This is a genomic window from Candidatus Saccharibacteria bacterium oral taxon 488 (assembly GCA_013099195.1).
Classification (GTDB): domain Bacteria; phylum Patescibacteriota; class Saccharimonadia; order Saccharimonadales; family Saccharimonadaceae; genus Nanosynbacter.
This window is the reverse complement of the sequence record CP039999.1, coordinates 614682-639034: the sequence shown is the minus strand read 5'-3', so window position 1 is coordinate 639034 and position 24353 is coordinate 614682. Positions and strand designations below refer to the sequence as shown.

Here is a 24353-nt window from a genome sequence, read left to right as displayed (position 1 = left end):
ATGAATGCACAGTACACACTTCTTGGGCTTTTAGCGCAAGGATCAAACTATGGATATGAGTTAAAGAAGAAGTACGATGACTACTTTGGTAAAGATAAGCCAATTCTAGCCGGGCAGGTATATTCAACATTGGCGCGGTTAAAACGTGATGAAAAGGACATTATGAGCTACAAGAATGGTTGGAGACTCCCGAAGCGCCATCACCCCAACTACAGGCAACGATGTATATTAAGTCGGTACTCGCCATTCTCAAGGAGGGAGACGCCGCACCATACCTCGATAATCAGCGCACCGCACATATCCAACGCATGCGTGAGTTAACCACTCAGCGGCGTGATAGCGACTTGTCAAATATGCTACTGATTGATCATGCGTTGTTTCATTTGGAGGCAGATTTACGATGGATTGAACTAACTATCTCACGCTTAACAAAGTTAAAGGAGGAATTATTACATGGGCAAGCCAATTATTAGTGCGAGGAATATCAAGAAATCATTTGGACAGGCGCAAGCGCTGCGTGGTGTATCGCTTGATGTTATGGCCGGCGAGGTGCTAGCGATTATGGGGCCAAGTGGTTCGGGCAAATCAACATTATTGCACAGTCTAGCAGCGATTATCGGTGTTGATAGTGGTGAGATTCATTTTGATGGTCACCGTATTGATGTAATGAATGATGATAAACGTAGTATCTTGCGGCGGACTCGCTTTGGTTTCGTTTTTCAGTTTGGACAACTCGTGCCAGAATTGACCAGTCTCGATAATGTAGCCCTGCCTCTGCTGCTCAATGGTGCTAAGCGACAGGAGGCTTACAAGCAAGCTGAGCACTGGCTCAAAGCGGTCGGACTCAGCGACAAGGCTGGCAGCATGCTTGGTGAATTATCGGGTGGTCAGATGCAACGTGTAGCGATTGCTCGTGCTATGGTGACCAATCCAACCGTACTGTTTGCCGACGAGCCAACCGGATCGTTGGATAGCCTTAACTCGGAGAAGATTATGGAGTTATTTATTGCAACCGCTAAAGAGCATGGAACAACGGTTATCATGGTGACCCATGAACCGACGATTGCTGCGTATGCAGATCGTGAGATCATTGTTCGTGATGGTCAAATTGCAAGCGCTGGACATGTACAATCAGTGAGCTCTGATGTTCATAGCAGGAGGGCTATATAATGAGCGTTAGTTGGATGCTTCTTCGTAAATCTGGTCGCCAATCAATGGCCCGCCTCGTGCTGACATCGGCAGCTATCGCACTTGGTATAGTGTTGGTTTGTTATTTTGTAGCCGGTGTAAACGGTCTACTGAAACGGACCGACCGTGCGATTATTAATACGGCTATACTTCAAGCAAAGAATGCTGCACCGCAGCAGCGACAACGAGACACCACCGTCAAGCCGCTAAAGGCGTCAAACGTACAGCTAGGTAATTTGACAAAATGGCGCGATAAAAAAATTGATGTACTATCACTCCATGGCGCAGAAGGGTCGGTCCAGTTTGCTCAATTACCAACACCAGCATCTGGTGAATATTATATGTCAAAAGCCCTGGCCGAGAAGGTCGCCCAACATCCCGAGGATAAGATTATTGATAGATTTGGCAAGCATACAAAGTATCTTGGTACGATCCCTGATGCATACCTACAAAGTCCAGACGCACTGATGCTTATTCGAGGGGTGAGTACTGAGGAAGTTGCCGCCACGGATAAGGCCGCTCAGTCTCGTGGGCAATCATCATACTTTACCGATATATACTAAACTGATGCAACGGCTGGTCATCGCCAAACAATTAGGTGGCGTACAGCGTGAGAAACGCTATGCGGCATTGCGGTTGATTGGCGCCACAAAAAAGCAAGTGACACGAGTGATTCTCCTCGAGTCACTTATAGCTTCGATTGTCGGAGTTGTTATTGGTCTCGTAGCGTTTTGGCTGTTTCAGGCACCGCTACAGAATTTTGAGATGGGTGGTGCACGATTCTGGCCGGCTGATTTGCAGCTAAACTGGCTACAGTATCTGTTAATCATTGCATTGACACTGGCGTTAACTATTGGTGTGAGCTGGCGGCGGATGCGGCGAGCACAGATTTCACCACTTGGCGTAGCCCGGACGCAAGAAAAAGTAAAGAAGTTGCGTATTTGGCGAGTACTACCACTAGCAATAGGTCTTGGTATCTTTGCCTGGGCCTCGACTCCTGCGGGACATCAGTGGCTTCATGGGCAAGCAGATAGTTCATTAGGAGCAATGATGGTGCTCGCGGCGGGAGTGATGCTTGTTATGTTTGGCCTGGTATTGGCCGGTGGCTGGCTGACGAATTGTATCGCACGATGGTGCGCTCGGTGGGCGCGTAGCGGTCTGGTGCTGATCGCAAGTAAGCGTATCGCGGTACATTCGCGAGCTGTATTCCGCAGTGTCAGTGGTGTCGTCTTGGCACTATTTGCAGGGAGTTTTTATCTGACGGCAGTTAGTGGCATTGAAATGCTGAGTGCATCATCAGTTAATAATAATGGCTACTCACAGCGTAAGGGTAACTCTGCGATAATTATTGGTGATTCACTGCCGCAGTCAATGCAGCAAACTTTTAATAGGCAGCAATATATTGTAAATAGTGCAGCAATATATCCTCTCGAAAAAGGCCATGCTATGCGTTGTAGCGATCTAGCATCATACACTGAGCATACGTGCCCAAGCGGTGCTCGTCCGGATCAATTTGCACTCATCAATTTTGATGCGCCAGTTACGCAGTCGGTGACATTGATGGATACTGTTGAAACAAAGGGCAACGTTAATTATCTCGTGACTCTACAAAATGCAGTTGATGTTGATCAATTGCGAGGCCTAGTTGGTGAGCGACTACAATCAGCCAATCCAATGTGGGTCGTTGGTGGTGCTGATTCTAAGCGGCCAGCCATTAATCCAGTCATCAAAAACTTCGCCGATCTTGCCTATGTTGGTATGGGTGTGACATTGTTTGTCGCCGTAGCAAGTTTAATTGTATCGACGATTGGTGGACTCTTGGAGCGACGGAGATCACTGTTTACGTTACGGCTCGGTGGGATGAAGCTCAGTCAGCTAAAGCGCCTCGTTGGCTTTGAATCGCTAGTGCCGTTAGTGAGTGTCTCCCTACTCTCGTGTGCTATCGGTGTGTGGACAGGATTGGTATTTATCAGCATCCTTCCAACCTCCCTAAAGCCAGTTATTACACCACTATATTGCTTGATTGTTGGTGCTGGACTGGCAATGGCTATTGTTGGTATCTATATCATATTGCCAATGATCAAGAAGCTGACGTCACCAGAAGCAAATCAGACCGAGTAAGCGGGGCGGGGATATCTTTAGTTTGTTGCAACGGCCAATCGTGCTGTAGATTGGTCGTCAACCTTGGGAGTGGCATCAGCTTGTGCTAGATGACGTTGCGTCATTACGAGCCACGCTGCAACCATAGCTAGACTGACGTGCTGTGCTGTTGCGTGACGAGAATTTGCCACTAGACGGAGTTGTCGATTAATGCGACGCTGATCAAACTCTCCGATAATCTCGACACTACTCCAAAATGCAGTACTAATCGATTTTGCCCAGATAATACATACCGGCACAATGATCATCCAGAAGCCCATCATCACAGCTGCTGGCAGAATGATACCAGTGAATGGAAGTCTACCGATAACCATGAATGAAAACCACTCTTCGCGGGTCAGGTAAAATAAGGTTGCGACGGCAACGGCAATTCCACAGATGATCACAAACCTCTTCATGTATTTTACTATAACAGCTGATCATTATATTTGCAATCATAAGCATAATATGTTGCTATAAATACATCAAAATGTGATATTGAGGAGATTGTTCCGCCCGCTGCAACTGGAAAAATGAACGTCTATTCGGTATAATAGACCAGATATGCCAGAGGTAATTTGCGTCAAGGGCGCCCGTGAACACAATCTGAAAAATATTGACGTGGAGATCCCGCGCGATAAATTAGTGGTGATCACTGGTCTCAGTGGTAGTGGTAAGTCGTCGCTAGCGTTTGATACGATTTACGCCGAGGGGCAGCGTCGCTATGTCGAGAGTCTGTCGAGTTATGCGCGGCAATTTTTGGGCATTATGGATAAGCCGGATGTTGATAGTATCGAGGGCCTGAGTCCGGCGATTTCAATTGACCAGAAATCAACCAGCCGTAACCCGCGTTCAACCGTGGCGACGGTGACCGAGATTTATGATTATTTGCGACTCTTGTTCGCGCGGATTGGCACGCCGCATTGTCCGGCCCTCAAGCCAGACGGCACACGCTGCCATAAGCCAGTGTCACGCCGCACAGCCGAGGCGATTATCCAGGAGATTATCAAGCAATATGATGGCAAGCGATTGTTGCTACTCGCGCCAATTGTTAAAAATAAGAAGGGCGAGTTTGCACACATTCCAGAGCAGTATCAACGGTTAGGTTACGCCCGGGTGCGTGTGGATGGGGTGGTGTATGCGCTGGATGAGTTTCCGCAATTACAGAAAAGTTACAAGCATAGCATTGAGCTGGTGGTTGATCGCCTAGTGGTGAACAATGACCTAACTAGCCGGTTGAGCCAGAGCGTCGAGCAGGCGCTGGAGCTTGGCCAGGGTGTGGTTGAGGTGCTGGATGCTGATACGGATGAACTGAAGACGTTCTCGCAGCGATATGCCTGTGTTGATCATCCGGATGAGGAGATCCCAGAGCTTGAGCCGCGTCTGTTTAGTTTTAATGCACCGCAAGGGGCCTGTCCGAGTTGTACTGGACTTGGCAGTCGCTTGGAGGTTGATCCTCATTTAGTACTGAACGAGAATCTGACGATTGCCGAGGGGGCAATTCGGCCATACAACCGGATCAATGTCGATAATTTTTACATGCGCAAGATTTCGGCGGTAGCTGAGGCGCATGGTTTCAGTATTCGGACACCGGTCGGGCAGCTATCTGAGGAAGCGCGACACAAGGTACTGTACGGTACGGGTGATCAGAAATATCCGGTGCAGCTTGGCAATGGACGGTATTATGATGCAGTGTATGAGGGAGTAATTCCGAATCTGGAGCGACGTTGGAAAGAAACCGATAGTGAATTTATGCGTAAGGACATCGAGCGGTTTATGCGCCAGCGGGATTGTTATGTTTGCGGCGGCGCGCGGCTGAAGCCGGTTGTCCTAGCAGTAACGGTACAGGGTCTGAATATCATGGATATTTGCGACCTTGGCGTTGATGATGCGTTTGACTTGTTCACTCACAAGTTAACACTAAATGAGCAGCAGGCGATGATCGCCCGGCTTATTTTGAAAGAGATTACAGCACGGCTCGGGTTTATGAGTAATGTCGGGCTGAATTATTTGGAGTTAGGGCGCGCCGCCAATACACTGAGCGGCGGTGAGGCGCAGCGAATTCGGCTGGCAACGCAAATTGGCAGCGGTTTGCAGGGTGTGCTGTATGTGCTGGATGAGCCGTCGATTGGTTTGCACCAGCGTGATAATGACCGGCTAATTGCTACGCTGAAGCGTCTGCGCGATTTAGGTAACACGGTGCTAGTAGTCGAACACGACGAGGATACCATTCGGCAGAGCGACTTTTTGATTGACATGGGGCCGGGTGCTGGTGTTCATGGCGGCACGGTGGTGGCGCTGGGTGCGCCAAATGAGGTGGCTAAATGCACGGATAGTATAACCGGGCAGTATCTGTCGGGTGTAGAAAAAATTGCCGTACCAAAACACCGCCGCCAGGTTGATGCGAGCCGTCAACTAATCGTCCGCGGCGCTCGTGAGAATAATTTGAAACAAATTGATGTGGCATTTCCGTTGGGCCTGATGACAGTGGTGTCGGGTGTCTCAGGCAGCGGTAAGTCGACGCTAGTTAATGATATCGTCGCCAAGGAATTAGCGGCACGGCTCAACCGGGCTAGTGACGTACCTGGCGCACACGATAAAATTGAGGGAATAAAGCAGTTGGATAAAGCTATCGTCATCGATCAGTCACCAATTGGCCGTACGCCACGCTCTAATCCAGCGACCTACACTGGTATTTTTACGCCAATTCGCGAACTGTTTGCCAGTACTCCTGAGGCTAATGTCCGCGGTTATAAAGCTGGTCGGTTCAGTTTTAATGTCAAGGGCGGTCGCTGCGAAAACTGCCAAGGCGACGGTATGATCAAGATTGAAATGCATTTCTTGCCGGATGTCTACGTCCAGTGCGACGAATGCCACGGTAAGCGTTACAATCGTGAGGCGCTGGAAATTAAGTATAAAAATAAGACGATTGCTGATGTACTCGATATGACGGTTGAGCAAGCAGCGGACTTCTTTGATAGCGTGCCTAATATCGCTCGGAAATTACAGACGTTGGTCGAGGTTGGTCTTGGTTATATTAAGCTCGGTCAGCCAGCAACCACCTTTTCGGGTGGCGAGGCGCAGCGTATCAAGCTAGCGACGGAGCTTTCAAAGCGTTCGACGGGCAAGACGATGTACATTCTGGATGAGCCGACAACTGGGCTACATTCTGCCGATGTTAAGCGATTGCTGGGAATTTTGCAGCAGCTGGTTGACGGCGGTAACAGCATGATTATTATTGAGCACAATCTGGATGTGATTAAATCGGCCGACTGGATTATCGATATGGGGCCTGAGGGTGGTCTCGGCGGCGGTACGGTAGTAGCGAGCGGTACGCCAGAAGAAGTCGCCAACGTGCCAGAATCATTTACCGGTAGGTATCTGAAAAGTTTGCTGTAGTTGGACGTATAGCTACTAACGAGCAGGCTTCATCATGAAGGCTTATTGCTTTTTGCGGCGAGTCTTACCGAGTAGGACTGATACTTGTTGGCGCAGCGCCGCGCGAGTATGCTCCTGCTTGAGGGCGTGAATGATCATTGGCAGCACTGACAAGAAGATGATAATTAGTGCAGCGACCTCAATATTAATACCAGCGTCGGTGAGCGCTTTGCCAGCAAAGAATCCGAGGTAGGTGAAAAGTGTGGCCCAAATAACGCCGCCAATGATATTAAAGACGATAAAGGTTCGGTAGTGCATCTTGCTAGCGCCAGCCACGATTGGCGCAAACGTACGCACGATCGGTACAAATCGCGCCAGCACCACGGTAAGTGAGCCATGCTTTTCGTAAAACTTTTCGGCTTGCACGAGATATTTCTTCTTAAAGAAGCGAGAGTTTTTGCGTTCAAATAATTTACGGCCAACTTTATGTCCAAATGCGTAGCCAACGCTATCGCCAAGGATAGCCATGAACGAGAGTAGTAGTGCAAAGAAATGAATATCAATTGGCAGAATATGTTGCTGTACCATATAGCCAGCCGTAAACAGCAGGCTGTCACCCGGGAAAATGAAACCAAAGAGTAGGCCTGATTCGGCAAAGACAACCAGCAAAATCGCGACAACACCAAAATGAACAATAAAATCAATAAACGCGTGCATCATATCATTATGCATTATAGCATACTACCTAGAGACTGTGCTGGTTAGGCGTCAATAAAGCCGCCAGATTGATGCTGCCACAGTTTCGCGTAGTGGCCGCCGTGCTTAAGGAGCTGGTCATGCGAGCCATCCTCGATTATCTTGCCATTATGCATCACGATGATTCGATCAAGCTTTGCAATCGTTGAAAGTCGATGAGCGATGACGATTGAGGTACGGTTTTTCATCAGCGTCTTGAGCGATTTTTGGATCAGAACTTCTGACTCAGAATCAAGCGCCGAGGTCGCCTCGTCGAGGACCAAGATCGGTGCATCTTTCACGATGGCTCGAGCGATAGCGATGCGCTGGCGCTGTCCACCCGACAACTTGACGCCGCGTTCACCGACCAGTGTGTCAAATCCATCCTGCAGCTTGATGATAAAATCATAAGCCCCCGCCTTTTTGGCTGCCTGTTCAATCTCAGCGTCGGTGGCATTAGCCTTGCCGTAGGCAATGTTCTCGCGCACCGAACGGTGAAATAGTAGCGGCTCTTGTGGCACGTAAGCGATCTGCGAACGGAGGCTGGATTGTGTAACCTCGGCAATATCCTGCCCGTCAATCGTGATTGTGCCCGAGTCAATGTCGGCAAATCTCAGCAGTAATTTCGTCAGAGTCGTCTTGCCCGAACCACTAGAACCAACCAGCCCGACTTTTTCGCCTGGTGTAATATGCAGTGAAAAGTTGCGAAATAGCATCGCCCCCTTGCCTTCGTCATGCGTAAAGGTCACGGCATCAAAATCAATGACACCGCGATCAACATGAAGCTTTTTATCACTCTTATCAACAAGTGATGTTGGTGTGTGTAATATCTCAACCATCTCATGGGCGTCGCCGATGATCCGGTTATAATTGCGCATAATGCTATTCATATTCCACAGCTCACGGGTGACGCTGCCAGTATAGGTGATGATTAAGTACACTGCTGCGACCGAAACGATATTATGCTGTGCTGCATAAATAGCGAACACGATGGCACCGATTCGGATGCTGGTGTTTATCGTTGAGTAAACACTGCTGACAGTGAGAAATCCTCGCATAGTGGCTAGGCTAGCCTTGCGCCATGCATGATTCGTTTTATCAAATCGCTGCTGCTCGACTTTTTCAGCGCCAGATGATTTAACGGCAAGCACATTTGACACCATGTCAGCGAGGTTGCCGCTTACTTTGTTGCTGGCCTCCGCCTCACGCCTACTTAATTTGGCCATTGGGCGTGATCCAAAGAAGACGGCTACACCAAAGATGATCGAGACCATGAATAGAAAGAGCGCGTATTGCCAGAGTAACATCGACAGGATAACAATTGATCCGGTGAGTGAGATGACCAGCGGCAGCACTGCCCACACTAGCTCATCCCAAAACCGCTCAACACAGCTACTGAGCTTGCTGTTTTGGCTGACGAGCGAGCCGCCAAATTTGTTGGAGTGGAAAAACATGGTCTCGCCAGATAGCTTAGCGAATACCTTGTTTGCGATGTCGCGCTGCATAATGGTTTCTAGCGTCCACATCAAATATAGTACTATCCGCCACCCAATAATCTCTGACCATAGCTGACTTATGCCATAGAAAATTACCAATGTCCACACAGAGTCAGTCTGCAGCTGAGCATGTTGAATCATATCCAGGAGCTGTGCGATAATCAGTGGCCCGACAATTGTGCCTACTGCTAAGGTTAGTGTCGCTGTGATGAGAGCAAGGTTGCGCCGCCATTTGTATGGACGTGATGCTCGCCATAGTAATTGTAATGTTGTTTTTGCGTGTTGTTGTCGCAAGGTAAAACTCCTATAATTTATATTTTAATACAAAGATAAGTCATCTACAGTCCACTATGGTGTATGGTGGACTTGGGTGACCAAGACTCACGGTAATGATGTATCTCATTGTATAACAGAGGTGTGTCGACTGTCAACTGATGGAAGAACCGTCAATGTTGCGACGGTCTTACCATTTATTACCCAATAAATATGGTATAATAAAGACATGAAACGCGAAATTGTAAATTTTTTTACTGAAGGTGGCCGTAAAATACTAACGCAAGAAGCCGTACCCGTCAAACATGAGGACATAGGGAGCGATCATGTGCAACAGACCATAGACGATATGCTCGAGACGCTGCGTTCACAGGGTCCCGGAGGCGTAGGTATCGCCGCTAATCAAATTGGGAGCGATCTCGCAATCTTTATCATTGATGTGCGGCCGCCTGAGGATGCAAAAGTCGAGCCATTTCGGCTTGTGGCAATTAACCCCAAGATCGTTGAATACAGCGGTGAACCTGTGAAGAGCTTGAATCCAGAGGGCTGCCTGAGCGGAGTGACGGGTGATTCTGAAACGACACCAATGGGTTTTACCACGCGTTACCCTGAGGTTACGTTGCGCTGGACAGATGAGCAGGGCGAGACGCATGAACAGGCCTTTGATAGTATGTATGCTTGGGTTATCCAGCACGAAACAGATCATTTGAACGGTATCTTTTTTACAGACAGAATAAAAAGTGGGCCGCGGACAGAGAAGGCCGCCCTGGCTGAGTTGGCGATCCGCAGAGCGTCAACTAACAGTACTCAGGAATGACGTAGCTATTGAGATTATCTAATCTCTGATTCTATGAGAGGAGCGTGACACGTCTACGCCTCTACACTAGGGAAGTCGACTTCCCTAGTTTTTCTAATCCGATCGCGCTACACTAAAGCCAAAGGAGGCGATATGAGTTTTGAAGCAAAGATCCATGAGGCACAGACGAAAATTTTGCGGGAATTGTTATTTTTGCCAGCGGCCAATTTCGCAACACTACAAAAAGCAAGCGGTCTGGAAAGCGATCATATTAAATTTCACATCAAACGGCTCGTTGAGCTAGGTTATGTGCAGAAAGTCGACGGCGGGTACTGCCTCTCGGTCAAGGGTAAGGAGTACGCGAATAAGCTTGATACTGATGCCGGTGTTATTGAGCGGCAGCCAAAGGTGGCAGTTATGCTCGTTATCGAGCGTGAGCATGCTGGAGAAAAACAGTATTTGTTGCAGCAGCGGCTCAAGCACCCCTACTATGGGTTTTGGGGTGCGCCTACTGGCAAAGTGCGGTGGGCCGAGTCAATCGTCAATGCGGCCTCGCGTGAATTGACGGAGGAGACGGGCTTACGGGGTGAATTTGTTCATCGCGGGGTGTACCATGAATGTGTGCGCCATGCGCAAACAGGTGAAATTATCGAAGATAAGATCTTTCACCTGATGTTTTGCAAGGTATTTTCAGGCAAATTGGCCGTACAGTTTGAGGGCGGCAGAAATGCCTGGCGTACGCTCGACGAGATGCGTGATGAGCCAAAAAAGTACAAGAGTTTTTTGCGAGAAATCACGGCGTGTATCAACGGGTGCGGCGAGTTGACTGAAATAATATATGAATATGGTAATGCGGAGTTCTAAACCACGGGCAGTACGTGCGGTATTGTGCGGGTCTTACAGGCGCGATATTGACGGGTTACAGCGAGCTTACGACGAGCTAGCCGCAACCGGCTGTCAGGTATTGTCACCGCGACGAGTGGACTTTATGGACGGTGAATTTGTTGTTGATGCTGCAGAAGTTGGCCTGTCGCCTCGAGAGATAGAAAACTGGCATTTACGGGCTATTGAGCAGTCTGATTTTATTTTACTGCATGCCCCCAAAGGCTATGTTGGCATAAGTGCTGCGATGGAGATCGGTTATGCTCTCGCATTAAAGAAACCAATCTTTTCACGAACAGCACCGGTTGATATTATGCTGCGTGAACTAGTTTACGTTGTTCCGAGCGTGTATGATGCATTATACATCTTGGGATTTCGGAGCTAATAAATAGATTTACGTCCATAACTTGCATGGGGGTGTATAATAAAGTCTATGAACAAATCAATGACAATAGTAAGGCAGGAAGTCTGCCGACTGCTTGGCGGCGATACGTCAGGCCATAGCGACGAATGTGGCACGGCTAGCAGAGCGATTCGCGAATGAGCATAAAGAAGCGGCTTCAATGGACGAAGTGCTGCTGACGGCATGGCTACACGACGTTGATGATTATAAATTAGTTGGCAAAAAGCAAGCGGATGAACTCAATAATGCCACGTCAATTATGACGAAGGCTGGTGTTGCGGCTGATTTGCAGGATGCGGTGCGTTATAATATTGCTCGGATTGGCTATAGTCGTTATCTACATGGTGTGCGGCCAGAGCGTCTAGCTGGTCAGCTGGTGTCTGACGCTGATATGTGTGATGCGATTGGGGCATGCGGTATCGAGCGGGCACTTATTTATGCGGTGAATCACGGTAGTTGTCGGATATTTGATCCAACTGTTTGGCCTGATGTGAACATTGATGCGCGTCGATATAACGCTAACGGTGGCACGCATGATGGCGATAGCTTCATTAATTATTTCTTTGAGAAGTTGTTGAAGCTAGCAAAGATTATGATGACCGACCCGGGCCGAGACGAAGCATTAATTCGTCAACAAACTATGGTTACCTTTCTTCGTGCCTATTTTCGAGAAAAGAATGTACCGGAGTGGAGCGATTTCCTGGAAGAATATCTTACTTCAATGGATGAGTAGAGGTATATTGCTCTTCCCAGGTCGTTATAGCCTGCCAAATTGTTTCGTTGATTGCACTATACAGCTCAGCTACCATGGCGATATCCGATGAAAACTCACTGTCTACTTGCTCGGCCGATGCTGCGTGTAATTCGTCAGCCAGTTTGTCGAACAGCAGCATACGTTGTTGAGTGTAGGTGACTAGCGGCTTGATATCAAGAGCGATATGCTGCCGTCGTGAACTGTCTGTTTGATAGGAGATCATATCAAGTGTTTCTAGGTAGCGTAGTCCACCGGTAATGGCCGCCTTGCTGAAGCCAGTTTGCTCGTGGAGGCTTGTGTGGCTATGGTGATACGGTGGGGCGATCAGGAGGCAATGGATGATCGTTGCTGAGGCCGGTGGGATGCCGAGCGAGATCAAGGTAGCTATGATATTTTTTGAGTTTATATCCATGTGAACAATATATCACATAATATTGATGAAGGATAGCCTGTAGCATGAACAGTATAGAATGGTTGTGATATACTAACGTAATGACTAGGCCGTTGCTGTATGATGAAATCGATCAAGATAGTATGAATGCTTCGTTTCATGCTCGTGGTTGGCCGCCAGTCTATACCGCTTCGCCCTGCTCACGTATCGTGCTGGTTGGTCAGGCGCCGGGACGAATAGCGCAGGAAACACGCACGCCATGGAATGATGCCAGTGGTCGCACATTGCGTCAGTGGCTGGGGGTTACCGATGAACAATTTTATGATCCTAGTTTGTTTGCTCTAATGCCAATGGATTTTTATTATCCAGGTAAGGCTGCGCATGGTGATTTACCGCCGCGACCGGAATTTGCCAAAAAGTGGCATCCACGGCTGCTAGCACAGATGCCGGATGTGAGGCTGACGATTTTAGTCGGTGCTCATGCTCAGCAATACTATCTCAACAAACAGGCGAAGCGCAACCTGACCGAAACAGTCGCGCATTATATGGAGTATCTGCCTCATTATTTTCCACTTGTCCATCCGTCACCGCTTAACTTCCGCTGGCGGGCGCGCAATCCATGGTTCGAAATGAACGTCATTCCGATTCTGTCTAAGATGGTCAAAGAATTAGCACAGTAGTCAAGATCATGGTAGGGTATTCATACTAACATAGCTTTGCGGTCAATCTTTTTGTAGCACGAGGCCACTTCGTGTCGGTATGTATACACGTATAATATGCTCGTTGCCATGTGGCGTCGTAAAGTAGCGGCCGTTAGGATTAACCCGGCCCTGCCCGCCAAATTGCTTGTCGTCGCTGTCCAAAATTACGCTGTATGACCCAGCCGCTGCTGGTACGCCGTAATCTGTCCACGACTGGCTGGGCGAAAAGTTCATAATAAACAGCAGATCGCCGCGTATGAAACTAACCACATGGTCGTGTTGGCGAACGGTGAGGTAGTGAATGCCCGAGTCGTCAACGGTTTTAATGAGCTTCATCAGGCTCGCGTCAAATTCGCCCAGCCATTGGTATTTGAGAAAACCATTGTCGCGTAAACTCCATTGTCTGCGAGCGTGCTTGAACGACCAATGATTACCCTGGCGCGGAAAGTCGATCCACTCGGGATATCCAAATTCATTGCCCATGAAATTAAGGTAGCCGCCACCATGTAGTCCGGCGGTCAGTAGCCGAATTAGTTTGTGCAGCGCCACGCCGCGCTCTACTGTCAGGTCGGGGTTGGCTTTGTCCATGTGCCAATACATGGCTTTGTCGATCAGTCGAAAAATCAGTGTCTTGTCGCCGACCAAGGCCTGGTCGTGACTCTCGGCGTAGGTGATGACTTTTTCCTCTGGGCGGTGCGAACTCAGCGTATGCACCAGCTCGCCCAAATCCCAATCTTCGTCGCGCTTTTCCTTCAGTGTTTTGATCCAGAGGTCGGGCGCGCCCATTGCCAATCGATAATCAAAGCCTAAACCGCCGTACTCAGCCGGTGCCGCCAAGCCCGGTAGTCCGCTCATTTCCTCAGCAATGGTCGTGGCATCGGGGCGAACAGCGTGAATGACGTCATTTGCCAGTCTGAGATAGACCAGGGTGTCCTTGTCAACGTCATCAGTAAAATAATCGTCATAGCTGGTGAAACTTTTGCCTAGACCGTGGTCGTGATATAGCATGCTGGTCACGCCGTCAAACCGAAAACCGTCAACGTGGTATTCATCCAACCACCAGCGGCAATTGCTGGCCAAAAAGTGCAGTACTTCCGGCTTGCCATAATCAAACAGCCGCGAATCCCACGCTGGATGGTCGTGAGCTTTGAAATATTGCGTCGGGTCACCCGCGAAATTGCCCAGGCCCTCGACTTCATTTTTGGCGGCATGAGCATGAACAATGTCAATGATGACGCGCAGCCCCAGTCCGTGCGCCGCGTCAACTAACCGCTTGAAATCATCCGGTATGCCAAAGCGCGATGACACGGCGAAAAAATTACTAACATGATAGCCAAAACTACCGTAGTACGGGTGTTCGGCGATGGCCATCAATTGGATGGTGTTGTATCCTGCTTGTTTGATGCGTGGCAGGACGCCCGCGGTAAATTCGTTGAAGCTAGCAACCTTTTCCTCCTCGCTGCTCATACCGACATGTGCCTCGTAAATCAGCGGCACGTTTGGCGCAGGCGGAATGTCATGCTGCCACTGATATGGCTCATCAGGCTGCCACACCACGGCTGAAAAATCCACCGAATCATCGTCCTGGACGACATAGGTGGCATATGACGGCAGCCGCCAACCGTCGCCACCTGGCCAATAGGCACGTAGTTTATATTTCTGGCCGTGGTGCAGCGCATCTCTCGGCAAATCAACACTCCATTCGCCATGCGCGCCAGGCTGCAGGGCAAATTCCTCGCGCTCCTGCCAGTCAGAAAACTCGCCCACCAAAACCAGCCGCGTAGCATTTGGCGCCCATTCACGAAATGTCCAGCCTGCCTCTGTTTGGCGCAAACCAAAATGATGAAATCCTAAGGCGAACTCCGCCGGCGATTTGCCACCCAAAACCTTCGTTAGCGTCGACGAAACATAAGTCTCACGATCCTTAATGACGCTCTCATGCGGCGCCAGCCACGGGTCAAGCTCAACCAGCGTTTTCTTGCTCATGCTTCTAGTGTAGCGGAAAAAACTGATATAATCTATCAAATGAAACCGTTTTCTTTTGAAATAACTTCGCGGCTGGATAAGACATTGGCGCGCACCGGTATTATTCACACGCCGCACGGGGATATCACAACACCGGCGTTTATCGTGGTTGGAACTAAGGCTAACGTCAAGGCGATGGTGCCAGAAATGGTGGCGGATGTCGGCGCGCAGGCGGTGCTGGCGAACGCCTATCATCTATATTTGCAGCCGGGTCATGAACTGATTGAAAAGGCTGGCTATTTGGGCAAGTTTATGCACTGGGATGGGCCGACGTTCACTGATAGCGGCGGCTTTCAGGTGCTGAGTCTGGGCTCGGGTTTTAAGAAGGTGCTGGCAATGAGTACGGATGTTGATGAGGAAATTGCCATTGCTAAAAAATCGTCGCGCCACGCTTGGGTGGACGAAAACGGCGTGATGTTCAAGTCGCACCTTGACGGCTCGTACCACAAATTTACACCAGAATTATCTATGCAAATCCAAGCCGGGATCGGTGCGGATATTACTTTCACCTTTGATGAACTGACCTCGCTGATTGATCCGTATGACTATCAAGTGGAAGCTTTGGCGCGGACACACGCTTGGGCGGAGCGGAGTTTGGCGGAAGTTAAGCGTATGCGTGAAGCCCATCCCGACAAACCGTATCAAGCGTTATTTGCCGTGCTGCAGGGTGCGAATTACGAGGATCTGCGTAAGCAAACGGCTGAGTTTCTAGGCGCAATGGATTTTGACGGCTACGGCATCGGCGGCGCACTGGAAAAGGAAACCATGGCGCAGATAATTCAGTGGGTTAATCAAATCTTGCCCGAGAACAAGCCGCGGCATTTACTCGGCATCTCCGAGCCGGATGACATCTTTGCGGCGATTGAGCAGGGAATTGATACCTTTGACTGTGTCAGTCCGACGCGCGTGGCTAGAAACGGTGCGGCCTATACGCCGTGTGGTCGGGTCAATGTTCGCGGCCAGAAATACCGCGAACTGTTTGAACCAATTATGGAAGATTGCGATTGCTATACTTGCCGCCATTACACCGCCGCCTATCTCTGTCATTTACTCCATGCCCGCGAATCTCTGGCTGGCACATTGCTATCAATCCACAACGAGCGATTTATCGTTAAATTGGTTGATGACATCCGCGCCAGCCTGGAGGACGGGACATTTTATGAGTTTCGCGAGGCGTTTTTGGCGACATATTATCGCCGCTAATGCGAGAGAATTATTCGACTGTCACGCTCTTTGCGAGGTTGCGCGGCTGATCGACGTCATGGCCACGCTTGACAGCCACGTGATAGGCTAGGAGTTGCGACACGACATTGAACAGAAGTGGCGTGAGGTGCGATAGCTTCGTTGCGACACGGATCACCGTTTCGCCCGGCACCTTTTTCGTCGTGTCGGTGATGACAATGGCGTGAGCACCGCGAGTATTCATCTCGATCAAGTTGCTCTGGGATTTTTCGTATAACCAATTGTCTTGGATATAGCAGACTTCAAAGAAATGGTCATCAATCAGGGCGATCGGACCGTGTTTCAGCTCACCGGCGGCATACGCTTCGGCATGAATGTAGCTTACCTCTTTGAGCTTTAGTGCACCCTCCATAGCGATCGGATACAGCGTATCGCGGCCGATGTAGAGTGCGTGATTGTAATCAGCATACGCCCGAGCGATGGAAGGTATCTCAGCACCTTGTTTATCGAGGACTTTTTGGATCTCGCTTGGCAGTATCGCTAATTCTTGTACAAATTCATCAATAAATTGTGGGTTGGTGCCCTTGGCATTGGCGAGCATAATACCAAAGATCGTCAGAGCAGCGACTTGTGAGGTAAAGGCCTTGGTGCTGGCGACACTAATCTCGGCGCCAACGTGCAAGTACACGCCGCCATCAACCGCTCGGGCGATTGTACTGCCGACGGCATTGACGACGCCGAGGCATTTAACGCCACGTCGCTTCAATTCATTCAGGCAGGCAAGGGTGTCGGCCGTTTCGCCACTCTGGCTAACAATCATAGCGACCGAGTGTTCAGGTACGTTGAATGCGCGGTAGCGTAGCTCACTGGCGATCTCGACGCTGATAGTCACGTCATCGGTCAGTTGCTCGATAAAGTAGCTGGCTTGCACACCGGCAAAATAGGCAGTGCCGCAGCCGACGATGATGACGTGCTTGACTTGGCGCAGTTCGTCGTTGCTCATATTGAGACCGCCCAGGCGCGCATATTTTTGGTCGGGTAGTACGCGGCCGGCCAGGGTGGACGTGAGACTGGTTGGCTGTTCGTAAATTTCTTTGGCGAGGAAATGGTCAAAGCCCTGCTTCTGAATCGCCTGCATATCCATGTCGAGCATCTCGATCTTGACGTCAAGCTTTTGCGATTCTATTGTCTGTAACTCTAGCCCATTGCGGGTGCAGCGGCCAATTTCACCATCGTGTAGATATACCACTTGATTGGTGTAGCCAACCAGCGCCGAAGCGTCACTGGCGATATATGTTTCGCCATCTCCGACGCCAATGATCAGCGGGCTGCCTTGGCGAGCCACGATAATTTCTTCGGGGTTCGTGGTGTCAAGTACCGCAATGCCATACGCACCAACTACCATCTTCAATGCGCCGGTGACTGCTGTCAGTAAGTCTGGTGAGTCACGCCGCAGATAGTCAATCAGGGCCGCCAGCACCTCGCTATCGGTATCGCTCTTAAACTCGTACTCATGGCCAGAAAGCATCGTTTTAAGGTCTTGGTAGTTCTCAATGATACCGTTATGTACCAGATAAATCTCGCCAACATGGTGTGGGTGAGCATTGCGTTTACTTGGTTCACCATGCGTTGCCCAGCGGGTGTGTCCGATGCCGACCGTATCGCTCGTCTTATGTTGTCCGACGAGCTCTTCCAGCGCTGCCACCTTGCCTTTGGTGCGCAGCAGGGTTGGTGTGGCAGAACCCGACAGGGTAACAATTCCGGCGCTGTCATAGCCGCGGTACTCGAGCCGCTTGAGCTCAGCGACGAGGATATTCTGCGCCTCGCGTTCACCGATATAGCCAACAATTCCACACATAGATTATTTCTCCTTTAGTATTAACTGATACACGCCTCTCAGTATAAGACATCATAGAGAAAATAACCAATAAAAAGTAATAATTACAACAATTTACTACTGTAAGAAAGTGTTGTATATAATACAATAACTACTACCACTCAAAATGAATACAGCACTTAGCAAGTATACTCGTCGCAATGTAGTGTCCACTAGCAGCGATTAACAAGACTGGAACCGGTAATGACAGAAGTGCATGAAAAGGAGCGATACCAAGTTGGTGGCAGCACCCAAGTACGGTGCCAATGAGCGCGAGGTAAACAATAACAAATTTCGTACCACTAACGCTGAGCCTATCGAGGATACGCTTAACGTAGAAAAACGTAACGCCATAGCAGACTGCGATGAGGATAAATAGAAAGAATAACAGGAAAATAGCAGACTGTCCGCTCGTTTTGATGAATAAAGTAGTGAGCTTGATAAGCATCCAAGCCATAGAGAGGGTCATTGTCAGAATAAGAGCAATGCCCAACGAAGGTAGCTTTGGTAAGTTGGTTTGACGGCGACGATCATATTCGGCATTTAACTCCTGACGCTCGTCATACGATAATCGTTTTGGGTATACACCGGCGCGAGCTGCTTCGGGTGTTACTTTCTTAGAAAAGATACTCATGCTCATAGTATAAACCCTATTTACAACAGTTTGCAAACCAGTTATAATCAAGAACATACGCCGTGAGGTCTGTTTAATGGACTGTACCCGCGTGAAAATATAATTAAATAAAGGAGAACTTCTACAAATGGCAGATGCATTTGACCGAAGCAAGCCGCACGTGAACGTCGGTACTATGGGCCACGTTGACCACGGCAAGACGACACTGACCGCCGCAATTACGGCAGTGCTCGCAAAGCGCCTCCCAAGCGCAGTTAACAAACCCATTGCGTACGACCAGATCGATAACGCACCAGAAGAGCGCCAGCGCGGTATTACCATCGCCAGCTCACACCAAGAATACGAGTCACCGAACCGTCATTATGCACACGTTGACATGCCAGGCCACGCTGACTACGTCAAGAACATGATCACTGGTGCTGCCCAGGTTGATGGCGCGATCCTCGTGATTGCGGCAACCGACGGCCCGATGCCACAAACCCGCGAGCACGTGCTGCTGGCGAAGCAGGTTGGCGTGCCAAAGATCGTTGTCTTCCTCAACAAGATGGACATGGCTGACGCAGATATGGTCGAGCTGATTGAGGAAGAGGTTCGTGAACTGCTTGCCAAGAACGGCTTTGACGAGAATGCTCCAATTATCAAGGGTTCGGCTCTTAAGGCATTGGAGGGCGATGAGAAGTACGAAGACGCCATCATGGAGCTGGTTGATGCTATGGATAGCTATATCCCAGAGCCACCACGCGACATGGACAAGCCATTCATTATGCCAATTGAGGACGTCTTCTCGATCAAGGGTCGCGGTACTGTGGCAACTGGTCGTATCGAGCAGGGTGTTGTTAAGCTGAACGACGAGGTTGAAATCGTTGGTATCCGCCCAACTCAGAAATCAGTAGTCACTGGTATTGAGGCGTTTAAGAAGTCTCTGGATCAGGGTCAAGCAGGTGACAATGCCGGCGTTTTGCTACGCGGTATTGAGCGCAGCGATATTGAGCGCGGTCAGGTTTTGGCTAAGCCAGGTACGATTACACCACACACCGAGTTTGAAGCTGAGGTGTACATCCTGAAGAAGGAAGAAGGCGGTCGCCACACTCCATTCTCCAAGGGTTACAAGCCACAGTTCTACTTCCGCACCACTGACGTGACGGGTGAAGTTGAGCTGCCAGCTGACAAAGAAATGGTCATGCCAGGCGACACCGTAACCTTCAAGGTTAAGTTGCTCGCCCCAATCGCTATGGAGCAAGGTTTGAACTTTGCCATCCGCGAAGGTGGCCGTACCGTTGGTGCTGGTGTGGTGACAAAGATTAACAAATAGTCTTTACACTGCAACCCAAAAATCCCCCGGTTTCCGGGGGATTTTTTAATGATATATTACTATGAGTATCTTGACAAAACAACAAGATAGCGTTACAGTAGAGAAGTTATCGCAATAAAAATTAGGAGACAAACATGAATAGACAGAAGTTGGTGATCGTCGGTGCGGGTGGCATGGTCGGTGCGACGGCGGCGTACGCCTGTGCACTGCGGAGTGTAGTTGAGGAAATTGTGTTGATCGACCGCAACCCTGACTTGGCGTGGGGGCAGGCGGCTGATATCAATGACGCAATGGGAATTGATCGGTGTGTTGTGGTGCGGCCAGGCAGTTATGACGATATCAAGACTGATGATATCGTGGTTATCACCGCTGGTGCGCCGCAGCAGCCGGGGCAGACACGATTGGAGTTACTTGGCGTGAACGCTGAGATTATGCGTGGGACTATTAGGAATATTATGAAAAATGGTGCTCATCCATATATCATTGTAGTGTCGAATCCGGTCGATGCATTAACGTATGTGGCGCTGAAGGAATCGGGCTTGCCAAAGGGTCGGGTGTTTGGTACCGGAACGACGCTCGATACGTCGCGGCTTAAGTCGTATATCGCGGATCAGCTAGATGTACATAGTCGAGAGGTTGATGCCTATATTTTAGGGGAGCATGGTGATTCATCATTTGCGACAATTGAATCAGCGCAAGTCGGTGAGGTACCACTTGCTGATTATCCGGGATTTAAGCCAGCGATGGTCGACGGTATTGAGGAGAAAATTCGTCAGCGGGCATACCGGGTGATCGAGACCAAGCGGTCGACGTATTATGCAATTGGTTTCGTTATCTCCAAGATTGTCTCGGCACTACGCTCATCGTCGCGTTCAGTATATCCAGTTTGCTCACTGGTTGAGGGCGAGTATGGACTGCACGATGTAGTGCTTGGCCTACCGTCAACGATTTGTGCAGATGGTGTAAAAATCTTGACAGGGTATCCGCTTAATGAGCGCGAGCAGGCGGCGCTACGTCATTCAGCCGAGGTGGTAACGGAGGCAATTCGTAGTTTAGAGTAATGCTTGACGGAATAAATATTATATGTTACAGTATAGATTACTATGGAAGAGTTGTCGCACAAAAAAGCGCAAAAATTAAGAGTCGAAACACTTGGTGAGTATATCAATCCGCTAGCAGGTGATATTTACGAGACCGCCTTGAATTTGTTTCCGGCTCGGACACTAGAGGAGATGCAAATTGTTATTGATGAGAACAGTGGTGACTTCAGAGGTGGTGAGGGCGAAGCATTGGATGGTGAGAAAATTCCAATGATTGTCATCGGCACGAGGGAGATGCTGTCTAGTCCGAATCTTGTAGCACGGATGTCGTCTCGACTGGGTGTGCCGCGTGAGCGACTTGAGGATGCAGAAATAGGTCGTCAAATCGTCGGGTTGATAGCGTTTTGTCACGAGTTAGGGCACGTAATCCAGCTTGACAAAAAGGTAATGCAGGTTTTTGGTGAGATAGATAATACCATCGTACCTCTACCGGTGGACTATACTAGTGAGCAATACCAAGAATATGTCCGGTCTGACCACGAAGCTAATGCCGATTATATTGCAGCCTGTATTTTGGCGGCGAGCCAGTTAGGTGAAGCTATGGGTTATCGGCCACCGATTGAAGATGTCGCACAGTGGCGCCAGTGGGTGGCAGCAAATCCGGTGGTTCTTGACTAGCCATACTTCAGGTATTGTGATATAATTGCCGGGCAGTATTAATTTACTCCGAGAACTCGGCCGTCCGCGAGGCATGGACGTGAGCAGAGGTTACGGAGTCGCACATAAAGGAGGAGCTATGGCTCAAGACACTGGTATTAAGATTCGTATTCGCCTGAAAGCGTACGACCATAAAGTCATCGACCAGTCAGCAAAACAAATTATCGATACGGCAATTCGCACCGGCGCGAGCGTAGCTGGCCCTGTGCCGCTGCCGACTCGTCGCAGCACCTACACGGTGGTAAAGAGCCCGCACGTCTACAAAATGGGCGGCGAGAGTTACGAGATGCGCACCCATAAGCGCCTTATTGACATTACCAATGCCACACCAAAAACGATTGATAGCCTACAGAATCTGAGCTTACCGGCTGGTGTTGACGCTGAGATTCGGATGTAATTTCCCTAATCGTACAGCAGAATTTACCACGATCCCGCTTGATAAGCATAAGCGGGATTGTTTTTATGTAGAAAACGTAGTACGGTAGGAGTGTACTAAATAAATACCGTCTATGACGGTGGAGGGATGTATGGGAATACTAAAGAAAACAGTAACGGTGCTCGGGCTGTCGGCGACGGTGTTTGGCTTGGTGCTGAGTGGTGCACCGGTTGCGAATGCTATCGAGAATGTCGCTGCTTTCAGTGATGCGATTGGCCTGAATAAGGACGGCTCGTTGTGGCTGTATCAGAATAACGCTATTCCAGGCTGGCCATTTAGCGGCGGTTCAACAAAGATCGGTCAGGGATTTGACGGGTACACAAACATTACATTCGCCGATATGGACGGTGATGGTCGTCCGGATATTGTTGCCTACCCAAAAAATCAAAAGGCTCAAGTGTTCCGCAATAATGGCTCCACGACGACACCATTTGCTGACAAGCCAGTCGCCAGCGATATTGACTATCAGGGTGATGCAGTGTTCGCCAAGCTGCACGGTAAAGACAGCCCGGCTTCACATGTTTATGTTGATAACAACGGTAACTTGATGGCAGGCAAAGTCTATCTACGCTACAAGAAGCTTGAAGGGACGTATGATTTCGTGTCAGATGAAGCCCGTCAAATCGGTCACGGTTGGAATAATGCTCGATCGATCGTTGCTGGTGATTTGAATGGTGATGGTTATGATGATATCGTCGCAGTACGCCAGGACGGTACGATGTGGGCATATCTCAATCGTGGACGCGACAACAAGACGACAATGTTCGAGAGCGGTCGTCAAATCGGTCATGGCTGGAACGGGTTTGATACCATTATGCTCGGTGATATGAATACTGATGGTCTGGCGGATATTGTCGGTCGGACGAAAGACGGACGGTTGCTGCAATATACAAATAGCGGCAATATGAATTGGCCGTTTAGTAGTGGTTCAGCAGAAGTTGGTCACGGTTGGAATGGATTTAAGTCGGTCCATCTGACAAACATGTGGTAATTTATTTCTCATAACCTAAACTTAGGGTAGCCTCGCTTTCATGCGGGGCTGCTTTGCTATGGTGCGCCTGGTATGATATGATAAAAAAGCTTATGGCAAAACAAAAATCGCGAACGTACGCTCGTAATCGCTCGAAGGCAAGTATCATCACCAACCGCAAAGGTCGGGAGCGGCTGTATGAAAATGACAGCATCTTTTTCGTAAAGTTGGTGGTGTGTGTCGTGCTGGCGGCATTGTGGTTGCGACTGAAGCAGCCGATTGAGCTGGGTGTGGTAGCGATCCAGGCGCTGCCGGTTGGACTGATTGTCGGCCTGCTTTTAGTGGTGTCGGTCGAGAAGTATCAATTTAATCGCAAGATTTGGTACGTGACGCTGATTTTAATGGCAATTGTGACATCATTTACGCCCGTAGGGATTATGATCTAGCCCGGGGTTATATTTAGCGAAAAACAGAGGCCGTAGAGTGCGATACCGGCCGCAACTGAGACATTAAATGACTCTTTAGCACCCCGCATGGGGATTTCGACAATGTGATCGCACCGCGCTAGAATGTCCGGCTCAATGCCATAGACCTCCTCGCCGAGGAGTAGGGCAAAGCGGGTTGGTGGCCGGAACGTATTGAGCTCTGTACTCGACGCTGACTGCTCTAGGGCAATCACAGGTAAGCGTTCCCTGCTGGCATTCTCCGCCAACCACTGGTGAATATCAACTACGTAGCTAAAGGGCAGCATTGTTTCTGCGCCTAGCGCAGTCTTGTGAATCTGGGCGGTCAACCTTTCGGTAATGTGCGGCAGCCTTGGATCGATAGACCGGGGATCGGCTAATCGTAAATCGGGGTACGGCGTATAGCCGCTAAAGATAATTTGTCTGACGCCAAAGCCTTCGGCTGTTCTCATAATTGCACCGACATTGTACGTCGAGCGAATATTGTGCATGAGGAGGGTAATTTCTGGCATGATATCATTATAGCACTCGCCCAAGGATAAGCTTTTTGCTATAATAAGG

Annotated in this window: 24 protein-coding genes and 1 pseudogene; 17 read left to right on the top strand and 8 right to left on the bottom strand. The window is 49.4% G+C overall.

From position 1 onward, the window contains the following. The 4 genes and pseudogenes from FBF28_03370 (at position 1) to FBF28_03355 (ending at position 3309) form a co-directional block, all read left to right on the top strand. Positions 1–473, top strand: a pseudogene (locus FBF28_03370) (PadR family transcriptional regulator). Next, entirely contained in the window at positions 454–1170 is a 717-nt protein-coding gene (locus tag FBF28_03365) for an ABC transporter ATP-binding protein (GenBank protein ID QJU08581.1), read from the top strand. The pseudogene FBF28_03370 and the gene FBF28_03365 overlap by 20 nt, the downstream one beginning before the upstream one ends. Next, positions 1170–1751 carry a hypothetical protein gene (locus FBF28_03360; protein QJU08580.1) on the top strand — a complete coding sequence of 194 codons (582 nt, stop codon included), beginning with the start codon at positions 1170–1172 and terminating at the stop codon, positions 1749–1751. The genes FBF28_03365 and FBF28_03360 overlap by 1 nt, the downstream gene beginning before the upstream one ends. 4 nt (positions 1752–1755) lie before the next feature. Beyond that, complete coding sequence (locus FBF28_03355; GenBank protein QJU08579.1) at positions 1756–3309, top strand: FtsX-like permease family protein; 1554 nt, start codon at positions 1756–1758, stop codon at positions 3307–3309. Positions 3310–3326: 17 nt separating this feature from the next. Here FBF28_03355 and FBF28_03350 read toward each other — a convergent pair whose 3' ends face one another. Next, positions 3327–3746 (bottom strand): hypothetical protein, encoded by a 420-nt coding sequence (locus tag FBF28_03350; protein QJU08578.1) that lies wholly within the window; start codon positions 3744–3746, stop codon positions 3327–3329. 145 nt (positions 3747–3891) lie between these two features. Between FBF28_03350 and uvrA the strand changes: the two genes are divergently transcribed. After that, positions 3892–6726, top strand: a complete 2835-nt coding sequence (gene uvrA / locus FBF28_03345) for an excinuclease ABC subunit UvrA (protein ID QJU08577.1) — start codon at positions 3892–3894, stop codon at positions 6724–6726. A 42-nt stretch (positions 6727–6768) separates the two neighbouring features. Here uvrA and FBF28_03340 read toward each other — a convergent pair whose 3' ends face one another. Together FBF28_03340 and FBF28_03335 are read right to left on the bottom strand one after the other, a co-directional pair. Continuing rightward, the gene (locus tag FBF28_03340; GenBank protein ID QJU08815.1) at positions 6769–7422 is read right to left on the bottom strand and encodes a DedA family protein; all 654 of its coding nucleotides are present in this window, start codon (positions 7420–7422) and stop codon (positions 6769–6771) included. 44 nt (positions 7423–7466) lie between these two features. Continuing rightward, positions 7467–9230 (bottom strand): ABC transporter ATP-binding protein, encoded by a 1764-nt coding sequence (locus FBF28_03335; GenBank protein QJU08576.1) that lies wholly within the window; start codon positions 9228–9230, stop codon positions 7467–7469. 208 nt (positions 9231–9438) lie between these two features. Between FBF28_03335 and FBF28_03330 the strand changes: the two genes are divergently transcribed. From FBF28_03330 to FBF28_03315, 4 genes are all read left to right on the top strand, one after another. Beyond that, positions 9439–10026 carry a peptide deformylase gene (locus FBF28_03330; protein QJU08575.1) on the top strand — a complete coding sequence of 196 codons (588 nt, stop codon included), beginning with the start codon at positions 9439–9441 and terminating at the stop codon, positions 10024–10026. A gap of 132 nt (positions 10027–10158) precedes the next feature. Next, positions 10159–10869, top strand: a complete 711-nt coding sequence (locus FBF28_03325) for an NUDIX hydrolase (GenBank protein ID QJU08574.1) — start codon at positions 10159–10161, stop codon at positions 10867–10869. Next, positions 10856–11272, top strand: a complete 417-nt coding sequence (locus FBF28_03320) for a hypothetical protein (protein QJU08573.1) — start codon at positions 10856–10858, stop codon at positions 11270–11272. The genes FBF28_03325 and FBF28_03320 overlap by 14 nt, the downstream gene beginning before the upstream one ends. Positions 11273–11366: 94 nt before the next feature. After that, on the top strand, positions 11367–12023 hold the full coding sequence (locus FBF28_03315) for a hypothetical protein (protein QJU08572.1): 657 nt from the start codon (positions 11367–11369) through the stop codon (positions 12021–12023). On the opposite strand, the gene FBF28_03310 is transcribed toward FBF28_03315, so the two are convergent. Beyond that, positions 12004–12456 (bottom strand): hypothetical protein, encoded by a 453-nt coding sequence (locus FBF28_03310; GenBank protein QJU08571.1) that lies wholly within the window; start codon positions 12454–12456, stop codon positions 12004–12006. The two genes, FBF28_03315 and FBF28_03310, sit on opposite strands and share 20 nt — an antisense overlap. An 80-nt stretch (positions 12457–12536) precedes the next feature. Here FBF28_03310 and FBF28_03305 point away from each other — a divergent pair, with 80 nt between their 5' ends. Further along, on the top strand, positions 12537–13115 hold the full coding sequence (locus FBF28_03305; protein QJU08570.1) for a uracil-DNA glycosylase family protein: 579 nt from the start codon (positions 12537–12539) through the stop codon (positions 13113–13115). A gap of 42 nt (positions 13116–13157) precedes the next feature. Here FBF28_03305 and FBF28_03300 read toward each other — a convergent pair whose 3' ends face one another. Then, complete coding sequence (locus FBF28_03300) at positions 13158–15122, bottom strand: 1,4-alpha-glucan-branching enzyme (GenBank protein ID QJU08569.1); 1965 nt, start codon at positions 15120–15122, stop codon at positions 13158–13160. 39 nt (positions 15123–15161) lie between these two features. Between FBF28_03300 and tgt the strand changes: the two genes are divergently transcribed. Next, entirely contained in the window at positions 15162–16364 is a 1203-nt protein-coding gene (gene tgt / locus FBF28_03295) for a tRNA guanosine(34) transglycosylase Tgt (GenBank protein QJU08568.1), read from the top strand. 10 nt (positions 16365–16374) lie between these two features. On the opposite strand, the gene glmS is transcribed toward tgt, so the two are convergent. Together glmS and FBF28_03285 are read right to left on the bottom strand one after the other, a co-directional pair. Continuing rightward, complete coding sequence (gene glmS, locus FBF28_03290; protein QJU08567.1) at positions 16375–18201, bottom strand: glutamine--fructose-6-phosphate transaminase (isomerizing); 1827 nt, start codon at positions 18199–18201, stop codon at positions 16375–16377. A gap of 133 nt (positions 18202–18334) precedes the next feature. Continuing rightward, on the bottom strand, positions 18335–18853 hold the full coding sequence (locus FBF28_03285) for a hypothetical protein (protein ID QJU08566.1): 519 nt from the start codon (positions 18851–18853) through the stop codon (positions 18335–18337). 127 nt (positions 18854–18980) lie between these two features. Between FBF28_03285 and tuf the strand changes: the two genes are divergently transcribed. From tuf to FBF28_03255, 6 genes are all read left to right on the top strand, one after another. Then, positions 18981–20165: an elongation factor Tu gene (tuf, locus tag FBF28_03280; GenBank protein ID QJU08565.1), complete on the top strand. Its 1185-nt coding sequence runs from the start codon at positions 18981–18983 to the stop codon at positions 20163–20165. Between the two features lie 134 nt (positions 20166–20299). Continuing rightward, complete coding sequence (locus FBF28_03275) at positions 20300–21226, top strand: L-lactate dehydrogenase (GenBank protein ID QJU08564.1); 927 nt, start codon at positions 20300–20302, stop codon at positions 21224–21226. Positions 21227–21268: 42 nt separating this feature from the next. Next, entirely contained in the window at positions 21269–21883 is a 615-nt protein-coding gene (locus tag FBF28_03270) for a hypothetical protein (GenBank protein ID QJU08563.1), read from the top strand. 118 nt (positions 21884–22001) lie between these two features. Next, on the top strand, positions 22002–22319 hold the full coding sequence (gene rpsJ / locus FBF28_03265; GenBank protein ID QJU08562.1) for a 30S ribosomal protein S10: 318 nt from the start codon (positions 22002–22004) through the stop codon (positions 22317–22319). 112 nt (positions 22320–22431) lie between these two features. Then, a complete protein-coding gene (locus FBF28_03260) occupies positions 22432–23349 on the top strand; it encodes a hypothetical protein (protein QJU08561.1) in 918 nt (305 codons plus the stop codon). Between the two features lie 92 nt (positions 23350–23441). Continuing rightward, complete coding sequence (locus FBF28_03255) at positions 23442–23774, top strand: hypothetical protein (GenBank protein ID QJU08560.1); 333 nt, start codon at positions 23442–23444, stop codon at positions 23772–23774. Here the strand turns inward: FBF28_03255 and FBF28_03250 are convergent. After that, positions 23771–24304, bottom strand: a complete 534-nt coding sequence (locus FBF28_03250) for an RNA methyltransferase (GenBank protein QJU08559.1) — start codon at positions 24302–24304, stop codon at positions 23771–23773. The genes FBF28_03255 and FBF28_03250 overlap by 4 nt on opposite strands. Positions 24305–24353 lie beyond the last annotated feature (49 nt).